The organism is Rhodococcus baikonurensis (assembly GCF_040489275.1).
GTDB classification, from domain to species: Bacteria; Actinomycetota; Actinomycetes; order Mycobacteriales; family Mycobacteriaceae; genus Rhodococcus_F; species Rhodococcus_F baikonurensis.
The window spans coordinates 212,659-229,013 of record NZ_JBEUOQ010000007.1 but is presented as its reverse complement, the minus strand read 5'-3'; the positions used below and the strand labels follow the sequence as shown (position 1 = coordinate 229,013).

At 63.3% G+C, this 16,355-nt stretch carries 17 protein-coding genes; 6 read left to right on the top strand and 11 right to left on the bottom strand.

Annotated features, from left to right (window positions below):
- Nucleotides 1–70: 70 nt before the first annotated feature.
- Genes ABWI03_RS18320 through ABWI03_RS18300 form a run of 5 tightly spaced genes read right to left on the bottom strand, consistent with a single transcriptional unit; the run spans nt 71 to nt 4,216 of the window.
- Nucleotides 71–1,045 (bottom strand): GlxA family transcriptional regulator, encoded by a 975-nt coding sequence (locus ABWI03_RS18320; RefSeq protein ID WP_298773325.1) that lies wholly within the window; start codon nt 1,043–1,045, stop codon nt 71–73.
- Between the two features lie 9 nt (nt 1,046–1,054).
- Nucleotides 1,055–1,822 carry an adenosylcobinamide-GDP ribazoletransferase gene (locus tag ABWI03_RS18315; RefSeq protein WP_298773323.1) on the bottom strand — a complete coding sequence of 256 codons (768 nt, stop codon included), beginning with the start codon at nt 1,820–1,822 and terminating at the stop codon, nt 1,055–1,057.
- Nucleotides 1,823–1,824: 2 nt separating this feature from the next.
- Nucleotides 1,825–2,973 (bottom strand): nicotinate-nucleotide--dimethylbenzimidazole phosphoribosyltransferase, encoded by a 1,149-nt coding sequence (cobT, locus tag ABWI03_RS18310; RefSeq protein WP_298773321.1) that lies wholly within the window; start codon nt 2,971–2,973, stop codon nt 1,825–1,827.
- Nucleotides 2,970–3,557: a bifunctional adenosylcobinamide kinase/adenosylcobinamide-phosphate guanylyltransferase gene (locus ABWI03_RS18305; RefSeq protein WP_298773319.1), complete on the bottom strand. Its 588-nt coding sequence runs from the start codon at nt 3,555–3,557 to the stop codon at nt 2,970–2,972. Before ABWI03_RS18305 ends, cobT begins: the two co-directional genes overlap by 4 nt.
- A gap of 2 nt (nt 3,558–3,559) precedes the next feature.
- A complete protein-coding gene (locus ABWI03_RS18300; RefSeq protein WP_007730051.1) occupies nt 3,560–4,216 on the bottom strand; it encodes a DUF3043 domain-containing protein in 657 nt (218 codons plus the stop codon).
- Nucleotides 4,217–4,350: 134 nt separating this feature from the next.
- Here ABWI03_RS18300 and ABWI03_RS18295 point away from each other — a divergent pair, with 134 nt between their 5' ends.
- The 3 genes from ABWI03_RS18295 to ABWI03_RS18285 all read left to right on the top strand — a co-directional run bounded on the left by ABWI03_RS18295 (nt 4,351) and on the right by ABWI03_RS18285 (nt 7,092).
- The gene (locus ABWI03_RS18295) at nt 4,351–5,418 is read left to right on the top strand and encodes a glycerate kinase family protein (protein WP_298773316.1); all 1,068 of its coding nucleotides are present in this window, start codon (nt 4,351–4,353) and stop codon (nt 5,416–5,418) included.
- A 149-nt stretch (nt 5,419–5,567) separates the two neighbouring features.
- A complete protein-coding gene (locus ABWI03_RS18290) occupies nt 5,568–5,918 on the top strand; it encodes a HesB/IscA family protein (RefSeq protein ID WP_007730053.1) in 351 nt (116 codons plus the stop codon).
- Nucleotides 5,919–6,114: 196 nt separating this feature from the next.
- Entirely contained in the window at nt 6,115–7,092 is a 978-nt protein-coding gene (locus ABWI03_RS18285) for a carbohydrate kinase family protein (RefSeq protein ID WP_095969856.1), read from the top strand.
- A gap of 63 nt (nt 7,093–7,155) precedes the next feature.
- On the opposite strand, the gene asnB is transcribed toward ABWI03_RS18285, so the two are convergent.
- Nucleotides 7,156–9,081 (bottom strand): asparagine synthase (glutamine-hydrolyzing), encoded by a 1,926-nt coding sequence (asnB, locus tag ABWI03_RS18280; RefSeq protein ID WP_019748911.1) that lies wholly within the window; start codon nt 9,079–9,081, stop codon nt 7,156–7,158.
- A gap of 319 nt (nt 9,082–9,400) precedes the next feature.
- Here asnB and ctaC point away from each other — a divergent pair, with 319 nt between their 5' ends.
- On the top strand, nt 9,401–10,465 hold the full coding sequence (gene ctaC, locus ABWI03_RS18275; RefSeq protein ID WP_007730054.1) for an aa3-type cytochrome oxidase subunit II: 1,065 nt from the start codon (nt 9,401–9,403) through the stop codon (nt 10,463–10,465).
- A gap of 39 nt (nt 10,466–10,504) precedes the next feature.
- Nucleotides 10,505–10,921 carry a cytochrome c oxidase subunit 4 gene (locus ABWI03_RS18270; protein ID WP_003941723.1) on the top strand — a complete coding sequence of 139 codons (417 nt, stop codon included), beginning with the start codon at nt 10,505–10,507 and terminating at the stop codon, nt 10,919–10,921.
- A gap of 102 nt (nt 10,922–11,023) precedes the next feature.
- Here the strand turns inward: ABWI03_RS18270 and ABWI03_RS18265 are convergent, their stop codons facing one another.
- Nucleotides 11,024–11,413, bottom strand: coding sequence for a DUF3224 domain-containing protein (locus ABWI03_RS18265; protein ID WP_095969857.1), 390 nt, complete (start codon nt 11,411–11,413; stop codon nt 11,024–11,026).
- Between the two features lie 66 nt (nt 11,414–11,479).
- Here ABWI03_RS18265 and ABWI03_RS18260 point away from each other — a divergent pair, with 66 nt between their 5' ends.
- Nucleotides 11,480–11,776 (top strand): antibiotic biosynthesis monooxygenase family protein, encoded by a 297-nt coding sequence (locus tag ABWI03_RS18260; RefSeq protein ID WP_124569341.1) that lies wholly within the window; start codon nt 11,480–11,482, stop codon nt 11,774–11,776.
- Between the two features lie 149 nt (nt 11,777–11,925).
- Here ABWI03_RS18260 and qcrB read toward each other — a convergent pair whose 3' ends face one another.
- The 4 genes from qcrB to ctaE form a co-directional block, all read right to left on the bottom strand.
- Nucleotides 11,926–13,530, bottom strand: coding sequence for a cytochrome bc1 complex cytochrome b subunit (qcrB, locus tag ABWI03_RS18255; protein ID WP_007730057.1), 1,605 nt, complete (start codon nt 13,528–13,530; stop codon nt 11,926–11,928).
- A 59-nt stretch (nt 13,531–13,589) separates the two neighbouring features.
- The gene (qcrA, locus tag ABWI03_RS18250; protein ID WP_007730058.1) at nt 13,590–14,732 is read right to left on the bottom strand and encodes a cytochrome bc1 complex Rieske iron-sulfur subunit; all 1,143 of its coding nucleotides are present in this window, start codon (nt 14,730–14,732) and stop codon (nt 13,590–13,592) included.
- Nucleotides 14,729–15,580: a cytochrome bc1 complex diheme cytochrome c subunit gene (gene qcrC, locus ABWI03_RS18245; RefSeq protein ID WP_003941682.1), complete on the bottom strand. Its 852-nt coding sequence runs from the start codon at nt 15,578–15,580 to the stop codon at nt 14,729–14,731. Before qcrC ends, qcrA begins: the two co-directional genes overlap by 4 nt.
- A gap of 64 nt (nt 15,581–15,644) precedes the next feature.
- Nucleotides 15,645–16,256: an aa3-type cytochrome oxidase subunit III gene (gene ctaE / locus ABWI03_RS18240; protein WP_095969859.1), complete on the bottom strand. Its 612-nt coding sequence runs from the start codon at nt 16,254–16,256 to the stop codon at nt 15,645–15,647.
- Nucleotides 16,257–16,355: the final 99 nt, after the last annotated feature.

Genomic DNA, 16,355 nt, shown 5'->3' with positions numbered 1-16,355 from the left:
CTTTCGGCGAGGGATCAACTACAGAAGAGGGCGGTTCGCCACGTTTTCGGGCGGGCTCGCCACGTAGGGCCTATCCGGCGCCGCCGTTGCGGAATCGCTTTCGGTAGTCGGCCGGGCTCATGCCGACGCGGTCGGTGAACAGGCGACGGAAGGTTCCAGGATCCTGATAGCCGATGTGTCCCAGGATCTTTCCGAGAGGCAAGTCGGTCGATTCCAACAACCGTTTCGCTTTTCGGATCCGTGCACGCCGCAGGTAGCTGCGCGGCGACTCCCCGGCCTCGTCCTTGAACTTCCGAAGCATTGTTCGGGTGCTGAGGTGAAAAGCATCCGACAGCAGATCCAGGTCGTAGGGCTCCGCGATCCGTTCGACCAGCCAGCTTCCGACGTCGTCGGCGAACTGTGTGTGTTCGACGGGCAGTATCGAGTCGACGATGTACGGAGATTGACTGGTTCGGTTTTCCGGCGCCAGAGTAATTCTTGCGGTCGTTCGCGCAATCGTGTCGCCGAGATGCTCGCGCACGAGTGCCGTTGCGAGGTCGAGCGCGGCAGTGAACGCCGCAGTGGTGGTGACGCCGTCGTCCTGGACGATCAACGAGTCGGTTCGAACCGTCGCACCGGGGTAACGACTCGCGAGGTCGGTACCGTACAGCCACGACGTCGTACATCGGCGTCCGTCGAGCAGTCCGGCCTCGCCCAGTAGATACGCGCCGACGCAGACCGACGACACCCGAACGCCGCGAGCCTCACTGGCACGGATGAACTCGATTTCTCTGTCCCACAGCGACAAACGCGTCGTAGGGTCTTCGGACGGCACGAGGTCGAACCCCGGCACAACCAGGTGATCGAAGTCGTGATGCCAGTCCTGTGCGCCGATCGAAAATCCGCCTGCCGTAACGACGGACGTGCCGGACGCCGAGATGACCGATACCTCGAAGGGGTCCGTGGACGCTCCGTCAGCGACGCGATTGGCGATCAGGAGAAGGTCGGTGAGAACGAAGATCTCGGCCGCCAGGCAACCTTCGTACGCAAGGACTCCGACTCGCACGACGTCGGATCACAGTCCGAGAGTGAGGCCGACGGCCGTCAGCGTCACCGTGAGTTCGAGCGCGAATCCGAGAACATCTCCGTTGAGTCCGCCGAATCTGCGGACGCAGTGACGCACGCACAGCACACTGACCAGCAGCGCCGACGCGGTCACGAGAGGGCCGAGCCACCACCGGTCGGTGGCAAAGGCAGAAGCGGCGATCAGCGGAACCGACCATACGATTGCGACCCACAGCGGTTGCGAATCGGCGACGAGCGCACCGAATCCGCTCGGGCTCGATGCGAGAATGCCTCGGCGGCAGGCGAACACGACGGCCACACGACCCGCGGCGACAGATACGAGCACCGCGATCCACTGCGTGGGGGAATCGGCAACAGCGAGGACGCCGAAGGAGACCGATTGCAGCCCGAGGAAGATGAAGAGTGCCGCGACCCCGAACGGTCCGGCGCCGCCGCTGTGCATGACTTCGCGGGCGCGCTCCGGGGGACCGTAACAACCCAGTCCGTCGACGGAGTCTGCCAGTCCGTCCACGTGCATCCCGCGGGTGCCGAGAGCGAGCGCACCTACTGTCAGCAAGCCTGCGAGATAGGGATTCAGGCCGATACTGGTTGTGCCCCAGAGGACGAACGCCGCGGCAATGCCGAGAGCGATTCCGGTGAGCGGAGCTGCCGCGATGGCGCGACGACCGGCCGTGCGATCGATGTCGGAGGGGCCGCGAACCGGAAGAACCGTCAGCCACGAGAATGCGAGCGGCACTCCGGACAGCGGGCCCGCCACGCTCACTCCGCCGTATCGGTCTTGGTCAGGTCGATCGACTCGGATTCGTCGGCAGGTGCGCTGCCCTGAGTGCTGACACCGGCTTCGGAGAATGTCGCCATCTTGCTCAGGATTGCCACGGCGCCCTGAAGAATCGGGAGCGCAGTCACTGCACCTGAACCCTCGCCGAGTCGCATGTCGAACTCGACGATCGGGTCGAGACCCATTCGCGTCAATGCGATGGAGTGTGCGGGTTCGGTGGAGCGATGCCCGGCGACCCACCATTCACGTGCGCCGAAAGCCAACTCGTCGGCGACCATGGCGGCTGCGGTGACGACAACTCCGTCGAGGATCACCGGTGTACGACGCGAAGCTGCCTGGGCCAGGAAGCCGGCCATTGCAGCGAGGTCGGCACCCGAAGACGTGCGCAGCAGCGCGACTGTGTCGCGAACGTGCGGACGGGCGCGCCGGAGAGCGTCGCGAATTGCGGCGGTCTTGCGGATCCACCCGGCGTCGTCGATACCGGTACCTCGACCCACGACCGCGACAGGTTCGCTGTCCGTGAGGGCGGCGATGAGTACGGTGGCGGGCGTCGTGTTGCCGATGCCCATGTCGCCGGCGATGAGAAGATCTGCGCCCCCGTCGATTTCCTCGTCCGCGATCGCTCGGCCGGCGGCGATGGCCTTCAGTGTTTCCTCGTTCGACATGGCGTCTTCGCGGTCGATGGACCCGGAAGATCTGCGTACCTTGTGGCTCGAGACGGACGGATCGGTATCGCCGTCCACTGCGATGTCGACGACGCGAACAGTGGCGCCGGCAACCTCGGCGAGGACGTTGACCGCCGCGCCGCCTCCGAGGAAGTTCGCGACCATCTGTGCGGTCACTTCCGGGGGATAGGCGGAGACACCGTTGCGGGCGATTCCGTGATCACCGGCGAAGACGACGACGCGAGGCCGGGTGAAAGCATGTGGGGGACAAACACCTTGGCAGGCTGATGCCCAACCGGCGAGAGCCTCCAATCGGCCCAATGAGCCGGCCGGCTTGGTCAGATCACGCTGTCGTGCGTCGGCCTGCGCGCGCACGTCACGGTCGGGTGGGGTGACGGGTTCGAAGTCGGCGCTACTGACAGAAGCGACGTCAGGGTTGGCATCTGGACTGGCCTCGGTACTCACATCGCGCCTTCCGGTTGTGCAGCAGTATCTTTCAAGATGAGCGGTAACCCTGCAACCACTAGTACGACACGATCGCACACCGCGGCGATACGAGCGTTGAGGGTGCCGATCTCGTCGCGGAACAATCGTCCCGACCGAGTCTCGGGGATGACGGCCAAACCCACTTCGGGGCTGACCAGCACCAGGGGACCGCGGTAGTTCGCGACGCTGGCGACAAGGCTGTCCGCCGCGGGAGTGATGGTGCCGCGCGGTGCGTCCCAGGCGCTCTGACGATCGAATTCCGTGGTCAGCCACGTTCCCAGATCGTCGACCAACGTCGCTGTGTGTGAATCGCTTTCGAGTTGCGCCGCGAGGTCACCTGCGTCTGCGGTTTCGACCGTCGACCAATGAGAAGGCCGTCTGTTGCGGTGCTGGTCGATCCGGCTTTCCCAGTCTGCGTCGGAGACATCGCGTCTGGCTGTCGCCAGGTACCGGATCGGCGTCGAATGCTCGGGTAATTGGCCTGCACAAACCAAATCCTCGGCGTGCGCGGACTTACCAGACCGCGCGCCGCCGAGGACCAAAGTTCTATACGTGTTCGTCACGCTCAGATTGCGTCGCCCGGCCCCACACGAGGCTTCGGTGCGCGCAGCTTGCGGATCTGCGACGCGCGAACGAACGCGTACCAGCCGAGCTTGAATCCGCCGTCGGTGCTGTCGGGGAAGCGCTCGGCGACGCGGTTGTTGATCATGCGACCGAGCCAGATGCCTTCACCGACCATGAAGAGCATCATCACGAGCATTGCCAGCGTGACGATCTGCTGGAGCGCGGGCGTGACGAACATCGTCATGATGAGGATCAATGCGAGCGGCATGAACAGCCCGACGAGGTTGCGGCGAGCGTCGATGAAATCACGGACGTAGGCGCGAACCGGTCCCTTGTCGCGGGGGAGCAGGTACTTGTCCTCGCCGGCGAGCATGCGGGCGCGGCGGTCTGCCGACGAAGCGCGACGCTCGGCGGCTTCGGCCTTGCGGTCCTCCTTGGAGCCGCGGGTCGCCTTGCGGCGGGCGCGGGCTTCCTTCGCGGTCAGCGGGGCAGGAGCAACGGGGCCACGCCTCTTCGCCTCGGCGTCACGACGCTTGGGTGTAGGGCGGCCCTTGCCCACCTGCTCGATGGGTGCCTCTTCGGAGGCCGAGGATGCCTCAGTGCCCTCGACGTCACGTTTGTCGGAGTTGTCTGAGTCACCGCGGCGTAGCAATTTCACACCTCCAGGCTATTGGATAAGTGCATGGTCTGGGAAACCGACCTCGGTCTTTCTGAAAAACTCGATCGCCCGAGACGTTGAAACGCGCGAGATCGTGAAACATCGGGGTCATTCGGGACTCTTAGACTTCGGTTATGCGGGTAATAGTTGCTCCGGATTCATTCGGCGAAACCCTGACTGCCGTCGCGGCGGCCGAGTCCATTTCTGCCGGTTGGCGGCGCGGTCGACCCGGCGACGACGTCGTCACCGCGCCACAATCCGACGGCGGACCGGGATTCGTAGACGTGTTGGCAACAGCCGGAGGGGCCGTCCGGTCCGCGCGGGTGTCCGGACCGTTGACCTCGCGCGTCGACGCGCAGTGGCTGTTCGATTCGGGCACGGCGTACATCGAGTCCGCTCAGGCCGTCGGGCTCGGTCTACTCGAAGGACCGCCGACGCGCGAGAGTGCGCTCGCAGCGCACAGTCGCGGCGTCGGAGAACTGATCGCGCTCGCCCTCGATGCCGGCGCGAGGACGATTGTGGTCGGACTCGGCGGGAGTTGTTGCACGGACGGGGGACGTGGGCTGGTGGAGGCGCTGGGCGGCGTGGAGGCGGCGACGGCGGCCACGGAGGGCGTTCGGTTGGTCGCAGCCACCGACGTCGAGCACGTTCTTCTCGGCGAGCATGGTGCGGCAGCGGTGTTCGGCCCGCAGAAAGGTGCCGACGCCGCGGCTGTTGCCGTTCTCGAAGCGCGGAATGCGACGTGGGCCGAGCAATTGGAGTCCGTCACCGGACAGCGAGTGTCGGAATTTCCGGGTGCCGGCGCCGCGGGTGGTATCGGTGCTGCGTTGTTCGCGCTCGGTGCACAGCGGCGATCCGGGGCCGACGTCGTCGCCGAGCGCACCGGGCAGGCCGCGTTATTGGCATCGGCTGACCTGGTGATCACTGGTGAAGGTAAGTTCGACCACCAATCTCTGCGAGGCAAACTCGTCACTGCGCTCGCGTCGGCCGGGGCGGCGCATAGCGTTCCGACGCTCGTCTTTGCCGGTCAGGTGACGCTCGACGAGACGAACTATGGGTCGACCTCGATAGCCGCGGCGAAATCGGTGACGGAGTTCGCCGGGTCGGTGGACCGTGCGATGAAGGAAGCGTCGGCGTGTCTCGAGGGACTCGCCGAACACACGGCACGCGAGTGGAACATCTGGCGCGGCGGCCCGAGCTGAGGATCCACGAGGGTCGACGCGCCGTTGCCGTGTCGGGAAGACCGGATAGGATGAAGACGAATCGCACCCGGTAAGGACTGGCGGGAATAAGTCGGCAGCGGCGTACCGTTGAAGCGTTCACGGGTTGGTACGAACATTAGGGAGAGCCCATGACTGTGCAGAACGAGACCGCCACCCACGGCGTCAAGATGACCGAGGCCGCATCCGCCAAGGCGAAGGCCCTCTTCGATCAGGAGGGGCGCGACGACCTCGCGCTGCGTATCGCAGTGCAGCCCGGCGGCTGTGCCGGACTGAAGTACCAGCTGTTCTTCGACGACCGCACACTCGACGGTGACCTCACCGTCGACTTCAACGGCGTCAACCTGGTTGTCGACCGGATGAGCGCGCCGTACGTCGAAGGTGCGTCCATCGACTTCCTCGACACCATCGAGCAGCAGGGCTTCTCGATCGACAACCCCAATGCAACAGGCTCTTGTGCCTGCGGTGACTCGTTCAACTGAGTCCGTCGATCACAACTCAATTCACGAACAACTGGCGCGGAACCGACATTCGGTTTCGCGTCAGTTGTTTGTGGTGACTCGTACGTAGACCGTTCCGAACTGACGGCTCGGGCGCCGAAGACGGCGCTACGGGCGGTAACGTGAACTTTTGCTTCTCTTTCATTCTTGTACTCACTTCGCTGAAAGGCCACGATCCGTGACTATTGCGGTAACCGGTTCCATCGCCACCGACCACTTGATGCGCTTTCCCGGCCGCTTCGCCGATCAGCTCCTCGCCGATCAGCTCGCCCACATTTCTCTGAGTTTCCTGGTGGACGACCTCGTGATTCGCCGCGGTGGCGTCGGCGGCAACATCGCCTACGCCATGGGCGTGCTCGGTGGATCGCCGCTGCTCGTCGGCGCGGTCGGTGCGGACTTCGCCGAATACCGCACGTGGCTCGAGGACAACGGCGTCGACTGCAGTGCCGTCCGCATTTCGGACAAGGCGCACACCGCGCGTTTCGTGTGCACCACCGACGAGGACATGGCGCAGATCGCGTCGTTCTACCCCGGTGCGATGAGCGAGGCCCGCGAGATCGAACTCGCTGCGGTGTCCAAGACCGCGGGTGCGCTCGATCTCGTACTGGTCGGCGCCAACGACCCCGAGGCCATGGTTCGCCATACCGACGAATGCCGCGCGCTCGGGATTCCGTTCGCAGCGGATCCGTCGCAGCAGCTTGCCCGCTTGTCCGGTGACGAGGCCAAGGCGCTCATCCACGGCGCGAAGTACCTGTTCACCAACGAGTACGAGTGGGGTCTGCTTCAGCAGAAGACGGGTCTGAGCGAAGAAGAGATCCGCGCGCAGGTCGGTATCCGGGTCACCACCCTCGGCTCCAAGGGTGTGGAAATTGTTGATGCCGAAGGCAATTGGGTGCGCGTCGACGTAGTGCCCGAGACCGGCAAGGTTGATCCGACGGGCGTCGGCGACGGCTTCCGTGCCGGCTTCCTGCTCGCCCACGGTGCCGGCCTGAGCTTCGAGCGTGCCGCACAGCTGGGATCTCTTGTTGCTGTATTGGTCCTCGAGACCGTCGGAACCCAGGAGTGGGTGTTCAACCGCGACGAGGCGCTCAAGCGTCTCACGGAGGCGTACGGCAGCGCGGCAGCGGACGAGATCGCGACGATCCTGCCGAAGTAGCGCTCCGCCCCGTGAGTGGTTGAGGAGTCTGGAGACTCCCTAACCACTCACGGGGCCGAAGGCCTAGATGTTGACCGGGTACACCGGTTCCTGGATCTGCGGCACGATGCGCTTCTCCACGAAGATTCCGTGCCAGACCATGAAAGTCAGGACGGTCCACAGGCGTCGGCTGTGGTCGGACACGCCCTCTCGGTGATCGTTGAGCATCTTCACCACGGCCTGCTTGTCGAAGATGTGGTCGGTTCCCGACTCCTCGATCTGCAGATGTGCCCAGTCGAAGAGTTCGGTGCCGCGCAGCCAGTGGCGAAGCGGAACCGGGAATCCGAGCTTGGCGCGGTGCAGAACATGGTGCGGCACAATGCCTTCCAGGGCCTGACGAAGCGCGTACTTGGTCGTGTCCTTCGTGATTTTCTGATCGAGCGGTACGCGTGACGCGACGTCGAAGACCTCGGGATCGAGGAACGGCACACGCAGCTCCAGCGAGTTGGCCATCGTCATCTTGTCGGCCTTGACGAGGATGTCGCCTCGCAGCCACGTGAACAGGTCGAGATGCTGCATCCGGGCAACCGGATCCCAGTCCCGGGACTGCGCGTAGATCGGCGCGGTGACGTCCTGGTGAGTCCACTCGGGACGGAAATCGCGCAGGACGGCGCGGAGCTGAGCGTCGTTGAAGCTACGAGCGTTGCCGTAGTAGCGCTCCTCGAGGGTCAACGAACCGCGGTTGAGCAGACTCTTGCCGCGGGTGCCGTCCGGGATGCGTTCGGACAACTTGCCCGCAGCCCGACGCAATCCCTTGGGAAGGTACTCGAAAGGCTTGAGCGACAACGGCTCACGGTAGATCGTGTAACCGCCGAACAGCTCGTCGGCGCCCTCGCCGGACAGCACGACCTTGACGTGCTTGCGTGCTTCCTTCGCGATGAACCACAGCGGAATCAATGCCGGATCGGCCACCGGGTCGTCGAGGTACCAGACGATCTCGGGAATGGCAGCGGCGAACTCGGCGGGGGAGACCACCTTGACGACGTGCTTCGCGCCGATCGCTGCGGCGGATTCGGCCGCGACGTCGACCTCGGAATAGCCCTCACGTTCGAAACCGGTCGTGAAGGTGATCAGGTTTGGGTTGTGGCGCATCGCCAATGCCGCGATCGCGGTGGAGTCGATACCGCCGGAGAGGAACGAGCCGACGGTGACGTCGGCGCGCATGTGCTTGGCGACCGAATCCTCGAGTGCTTCGGCGATTTCCTGGTAGCGCGCCTTCTCAGTGCCCGGTGCGAAAGGCTTGGCCGGGAACTTCGGCGTGAAGTACCGCGTGAACGTGGGCTCCTCGCCCGGACGCACCCGAGCGAAGCTGCCCGACTCCAGGCGTCGGATCTCCTTGTGCAGTGTTTCCGGCTCCGGTACGTACTGCAGAACGGTGTAGTGCTCGATGGCTCGCGGATCCAGCTCGGTGCCGATGCCGATCAGATCGGTGAGTTCGAGCAGACTCTTCTTCTCACTGCCGAACGCGGTGCCGCCCGCTCCGGTCGCAATGAAGAGTGGCTTGATACCGAACGGATCGCGTGCGATGAACAGCTCGCGTGTGTCGGTGTCCCAGATCGCGAACGCGAACATTCCGCGCAGGCGCCGGACCGCATCCTCACCCCAGTAGTGGAATGCAGCGACGATGGCCTCGGAGTCGCCCTCGGTGAAGAACTTGGCGTCGTGGTCCTTGACCAGTTCGGCACGGATCTCCAAGTAGTTGTAGATCTCGCCGTTGAACGTGAGCGCATAACGCTCCGGGTTCTCCGGCGGGCCCCAACGCAGCGGCTGGTGGGAATGAGCGATGTCGATGATCGCCAGGCGGTTGAACCCGAAGACGAGGTGGTCGTCATTCCACGTCCCGTGTTCGTCCGGCCCGCGGTGACGAAGGCAATGCATCGCCTGGTCGACCCGCGAGACGGCGTCCTCGCTGGTTCCGCCAGATGTCAGTAGCCCGAGCAGTCCACACACAGCGTCCGGTTCCTCGATTCAGAATTTTTGTACAGAAGGCTCCCGGACACGAGTGTCGGGGAGAGGTCAACGAACTCTTGTCGAAAGTATGCCGCAGATCGACGTCGCTGCCGATCGCGGCGGAACGAATCGACGTGATGTGCGTCGCCGAAACGACCTGAGCCGTTCCTGAGCAGCACCTGAGAGAGCTGTGTGACGTCCGCCGCGACACGGGCGAGGACCCGAGGATGGATAGCGCCCGGCTTTGGTCTACGCTGCGTAGTAATTGGGCCTTCCCTCCGGGCATGCCCTAGTTGAATTTTGTGGCGATCAGGAAGGCGTGAACGTGGCGCAAGGTCGGATCCTTCGGCGAGCGGGGCTGGCAGTATCTCTGGGCATTGCTGCCTTGCTGCTGTCGGGTTGCTCCATCGACAACGAAGTGCTTCGTTTCGGGTGGCCTTCGGGCATCACCCCGGAGGCGACGCGCATGCGTGAGCTGTGGACGTGGTCGGTTGTAGCCGCCCTCGTCATGGGTGTGCTGGTGTGGGGGCTGGTCTTCTGGGCCGTCATCTTCCACCGTAAGAAGAAGGACTCGCCGGAATTCCCGCGCCAGACGGCATACAACGTGCCGCTCGAACTCGGTTACACGGCAGTTCCCTTCGTCATCATCGCGGTTCTCTTCTACTTCACCGTCATCGTTCAGAACCATGTTCTGGACAAGACGGACAATCCTGACGTCGTCGTAGACGTCACGGCCTTCCAGTGGAACTGGAAGTTCGGCTACCGCTCCATCGAGTTCGGTGACGGCTCCGCCAAGTACAACGGAATCGACGTCGAGGCCGAAGAGGCTGCCAAGACCGAGGGCTCCACTGTCAACGATCACGGCGAAGAAGTTCCCGGCCCGATCCACGGCAACAGCACCGAGGATCTGAGCTACCTGCACTACGACAAGATCGAGACCGTCGGCTCCAGCCAGGAGATCCCGATCCTCGTTCTGCCCACCGGCAAGCGGATCCAGTTCGAACTCGCTTCCTCGGACGTCATCCACGCTTTCTGGGTGCCTGAGTTCCTGTTCAAGCGCGACGTTCTCCCGAACCCCAAGGAGAACCACTCGGACAACATCTTCCAGATCAGTGAGATCGAGAAGGAAGGCGCGTTCGTCGGGCGTTGTGCAGAAATGTGTGGCACGTTCCACGCGATGATGAACTTCGAGGTTCGTGCGGTTTCGCCCGAGGACTTCGCCAAGTACATCGAACTGCGCAAGGGTGACGCGGAGGGCAAGGGTGGTCTGACGACCGCTGAGGCTCTGCAGGCAATCGGTCAGTCGCCGGTGGCTACGTCGACCACGCCGTTCAACACCGACCGCGAGTACCGTCAGGCAACCGTCGCCACTGCAGGCAACTGAGCCGGCCAGCCTCTTCACTGAACAAGGACAAGTGCTGATATGAAGATCGAAGCCAAGCTCTTCGAGATCCTGACGATGTTCTTCATTCTCGTCGCGATCATCTACGGAGTGTTCACCGCTCTGTCACGCACAGGTATCGAGTGGGCCGGACTGACGGCCATCGTCCTGTCTGCAGGTCTGACGCTCATCGTGGGTACCTACTTCCGCTTCGTCGCTCGTCGTCTGGACACCCGTCCCGAGGACTACGACGACGCTGAAATCTCGGATGGTGCAGGAGAACTGGGCTTCTTCAGCCCCGGTAGCTTCTGGCCGATCCTGCTTGCTGCCGCCGCTGCACTCGCAGCAGTGTCGCTGGCCTACTTCCAGCCGTGGCTCATCGCAGTCGCAGTTGTCTGTGTGCTGGCCGCCGCTGCAGGCCTGGTGTTCGAGTACTACACCGGACCCGAGAAGCACTAGTTTCACCCGCACTCGAACAGAGGCGCCGCACCCACCCGGGTACGGCGCCTCTGTTGTCGTATATGAGAGTTTCGGTGGTACGAGGGTGCGATCGACAACCGCTCAATGGTGGAGCACGTATTCGAGGTCGTAGCGATGCAGCCCGTCGACGATCTCGAGCTCGAGAGTGCCCGAGATACCCTTCAGCTCACCGGTTCCGGACCCCGGCACGATCTCGTACAGAAGCTTCTGCGTTCCGTCGATCATCTGACCGAACTGCTGCAGTGCGAACGATCCCACAGCTTCGTCGACCTGCCCGGTGACTACCTCCAGGGCGACGTAGCCGGCTTCACCGCTGCTCGGATCGCCGGCGGACAGCATGAGGCCGGTCGATGTACCTTCGATGCCGCCGATGAACGTCTTGTCGAACTCGAAGCGCCCGACGCGCCCGGAGAGCTCAGGATCGGCAGGTCGAAGATCGATCTCGAAGGTGCCGCGTGCATGAGATGTCATGGTCCGAGTATCTCACCAGCCGGCAAGGCTTCGAGGGGACTCGAGAGAACGTGCAACACTCCGTAGTTGATCCTCGAACATGCCGTCCTGCAGGTCGATCCGTCGCAGTCAGCGCAATTCGAGGCCGCGTTCGACGTGGCCCGAACCATCATCTCCGAGGTTCCCGGATTCATCAGGCTGCGGCTCTCGCACTGTCTGGAAGCGCCGGAGCGGTATCTCCTGCTCGTCGAGTGGAGCGACCTGGAATCGCACACTGTCGGGTTCCGTCAGTCCGCGGGCTACCAGCGGTGGCGAGAACTCCTCCATCACTTCTACGAGCCGTTCCCGACAGTGGAGCACTATTCGCCGGTGCTCGAAGCCTAGAAGGGTGTAAATCCCGCTGCTGCCGGGACTCAGACGTCGCGGCGGGGGAGTGGTGACCCAATGGGGGGCGTCCATACCGAATTGCTCAGAGAACGAGTGAGGCCCCGAACCGGAATCCGGTTCGGGGCCTCACTGGTCAGCTGTCGTTCCTAGTGGAGTTCTCCACTGGAACCATCGGACTTGCCGTTGGTTCGGTTCTGGTAGTCCAGAAGGATCTGAAGCTGCTCGTGCTCAGCTTCGTGATGAGCGGCTTCGAGAGCCTCACTCTCCTCGACTGGGTCAGCGGTGATCAGGCTACCGCTGCCGGGCTTGCCGGCGAGGCCGAGCTTGTTCATCTTCTTCGGGACGGCAGCACCCTGGTACTCGAGCGGGATCGGGTGTCCGTGCTCGTCGACGGGGCCGAGCGGCTGGTGGATCTCGATGTACTGGCCGTTCGGCATCCGCTTGATGATGCCGGTCTCGATGCCGTGCTCGAGGACTGCACGGTCACTGCGCTGCAGGCCGATGCAGAACCGGTACGTCACGAAGTACGCGATGGGCGGAAGGATGACCATGCCGATACGGCCGATCCACGTCATTGCGTTCAGCGAGATGTGCAGGTGGTACGCGATGATGTCGTTGATGCAGGAGATCGTGAGCACCAGGTAGAACGCGATGGACATCGCACCGATAGCGGTACGGACCGGCACGTCGCGCGGGCGCTGCAGAATGTTGTGGTGAGCGTCGTCTCCGGTGAGGCGCTTCTCGATCCACGGGTACGCGATCAACAGTGCGAAGACGAGACCCATGATCAGGGCGACGGCGAACACTGCGGGGATCGTGTAGCGGTTGAACAGGTAGATCTCCCACGCCGGCCACAGTCGAGCGAGGCCGTCCGTCCACATCATGTAGATATCGGGCTGGGAACCAGCCGAGACCTGAGACGGGTTGTACGGACCGATGTTCCACACGGGGTTGATCTGGAACAGACCACCGAGCAGTGCGAGCACGCCGAAGGTCATGGCGAAGAACGCGCCACCCTTCATTGCGAAGACGGGGAGGATGCGGACGCCTACGACGTTCTGTTCCGTACGGCCGGGGCCGGGGAACTGCGTGTGCTTCTGGTACCAGACCAACGCGAGGTGGCCGGCGATCAGGGCCAGGATGATGCCCGGGAACAGCAGCACGTGAGCGACGTAGAGGCGCGGAATGATGAGGTCGCCGGGGAAGTCGCCGTCGAAGATCAGCCAGTGCATCCAGGTACCGACGATCGGGATACTCATCGTGATACCACCGAAGGCGGCGCGAAGGCCGGTGCCCGAGAGCAGGTCGTCGGGGATGGTGTAGCCGAAGAAGCCTTCGAACATCGCCAGGATGAGCAGCAGGCAGCCGATGACCCAGTTCGCTTCACGCGGGCGACGGAATGCGCCGGTGAAGAAGATGCGAGCGAGGTGAACGATGATCGACGCCGCGAACATCAGTGCAGCCCAGTGGTGAATCTGGCGAACGAAGAGACCGCCGCGCACCTCGAAGGAGATGTTCAGGGTCGTCTCGTAGGCGCGAGACATCGTGACACCGCGAAGCGGCTGGTACGCGCCCTGGTAGACGACGTGTGCCATCGACGGATCGAAGAACAGCGTCAGGAACACACCGGAGATCAGCAGGATCACGAAGCTGTAGAGCGCGATCTCGCCGAGCATGAAGGACCAGTGCGTCGGGAAGACCTTGTTGATCTGCCGGCGCATGCCTGCAGCGAGGTGGTAGCGGGAGTCCATAGCCTCCGCTTGTCCAGCCGCTGCCGCGCTGATCTTGGACGGTTTGGTTGTTGTTGTGGTCACGGTCGACGCTCCCAAAATGCCGGGCCGAGTGCTTCGATGAAGTCACCGTCGGCGACCAGGAAGCCCTCTTCGTTCACTGTAATAGGCAACTGCGGAAGTGCGCGAGCAGCGGGACCGAAGATCGGCTTGCCGTAGGTCAGTGCGTCGAACTGCGACTGGTGGCAGGGGCACAGAATACGGTTGCTCTGCTGTTCGTAGAGCGAGGTGGGGCAACCCAGGTGGGTGCAGATCTTCGAGTACGCGAAGTAGTCGCCGTAGTTGAAGCTTTCCTGGCCCTTGCGCTTGGTGACACGTGCGGTGTCTTCCGTGCGGAGGCGGATGAGCATCACCGAGTTACGAATGCCGCGCAGTGCTGCGAGCAGAGCATGCTCGTCGCCACGGTCGGACTCGCGGAACGGGAAGACCGTTTCCATCGAACCGGCATCGAGATCTTCCGGGCGAACGAGGACGATGTCCTCGGGACGGCCGGTGTCACGACGCAGGTAGATGGTCTCGCCCGGGTAGTTCGGGGTCCAGCCGGACACCCACAGTGGTGAGTCGTCGCCCTTGGCCCACGGGTTCTTGATGAGTCCGCCGAGAGGCATGACCATCATGACGCCGAGTGCGCCGCCACCGAACATCAAGCTGCGCTTGATGGCCTTGCGGCGGGGGAGGGTGGACGTCTCGAGGGTGTCGCCGAGTTCGGCGACGATCGTGCGACGATCGACCTCGGTGGAACCACCGTCGTGGCGGTCCTGGATCGAGACCTCTTCGGGGATGAACTTCTTGGTGAACTGAACGGCACCGATGCCGACGCCGAGAATCGCCAGACCCATGGTCAAGCCGATCAGCGGGGTGTACAGGCTGTACTTGCCGTAGTTCTCGTCACCGGCGCCTGCGTACTCCCAGGGCCAGAACAGGTAGATCGCGATGAACGCGATCGCCGACACACCGGCGAGGCCGAACCAGAAGGCGACGTTGCGCTCGGCGCGCTTTTCCGCCCTGGTGCCCTTTACCGACCAACGATCACGGCGGTAGACGACGTCGACGCCATCGAGATTGGTACCCAGCTTGACCAGGTCGTCGCGTGACATCGCGTCGAGCTCTTCATCTGTGTACTTCTTAGGCGTATCGCCGCCATGCTGGCCAGCGTCGCTCATGACCTTGCTCCGATCCACAATGCTGCACCGACGACAGCGATGATTCCGACGGCCCACATGGCGAGACCCTCAGAGGCCGGACCGAGGCCACCGAGCCCGTACCCACCGGGGTCCTTCGACTCGCCCGACGACTTGACGTAGGCGATGATGTCCTTCTTCTCCTCGATCGTCAGCTGACGATCCGAGAACTTCGGCATGTTCTGGGGGCCGGTAACCATGGCAGCGTAGATCTGCTGCTCGCTGGCCGGATCCAGGACCGGGGCGTACTTGCCCGAGGACAGTGCGCCACCGCGGCCGGTGAAGTTATGGCACGACGCGCAGTTGAGCCGGAAGAGCTCACTGCCGCGTCCGACGTCGCCACCGCGCAGCGAGGACTGGGCGATTTCGCCGTTCTCGTCGCGGATGAGCGTCGGGCCGCCGCCGTTGGCCTGGATGAAAGCGCCGAGGGCGTCGGTCTGCGCAGCATCGAACTTGGGGTCCTTGCGTGCAGCCTGGGCCTCGTTGCGAGCTGCGGGCATACGACCAGAGGAGACCTGGAAGTACACGGCTGCTTCGCCGACGCCGATGAGGCTGGGACCGCGGTCCTGCACGCCCTGCAAGTTCGCGCCGTGGCACGTGATGCATGACGTGTCGTACAGCTGCTTGCCTTCACGAATCAGGGCTGCTGAATCGTCACTGGCGGTCGCAACCTGCGGAGCTGGTGTCAACGCCGAAGCGAGGAAACCTGCGCTGATCAATCCCATCATCAATACGAGCGCGCCAGTGACGCGCCGGCGGATTTTCCGCTGGCGACGCGACTTCGCGGCATTCGCTGAGTTATCGGATGCGGGAGGGGGGGATGAACTCATCTGTATCCCTTTGGTATGTCGGGACGGAACTGGACGTCAGGGGCTGCCTGGGGCGTACAGCTGATTAACGGATGAAATAAATCGTGGCAAACAGCGCGATCCACACGATGTCGACAAAGTGCCAGTAGTACGAAACAACGATCGCGGCGGTGGCCTGGGCGGGCGTGAACTTGCTGACCCGGGTACGTGCGATCAAGAAGACGAAGGCGATGAGACCGCCGATGACGTGCAGACCGTGGAAGCCGGTGGTCATGTAGAACACCGAGCCGTACACGCTGCTCGAAATCGTGGTGCCCTCGTGCACGAGGTGGTAGTACTCGTAACCCTGGCCGGTGACGAAGAACGCCCCCATGACCAAGGTGATGGTGTACCAGCGACGAAGTCCGAAGACGTCGCCACGCTCAGCCGCGAAGACACCCATCTGGCAGGTGAACGACGATGCGATAAGCACCAAAGTCACCGGCACGGCCAGATACAGGTTCAATTCGGTTGGCTCCGGCGGCCAATTTCCGTTCGCCTGAGCTCGTGCCACGAAGTACATGGCAAAGAGCCCTGCGAAGAACATGAGCTCACTTGACAACCACACGATGGTGCCAACGCTGACCATATTCGGCCGGTTCAGCGAGTGCACGCGTTGGGTGATTGCCGATCCTGAAGTCCCTACTGCGCTCGTCACAGACAGAAGTATGACGCTTCGTCGTAAGAGACGACCACTCGGGTCCACCATCGGCGCGTCGCTCGGCTCGAGTTCGCGGGATCGGGCGGCGAACGCGCT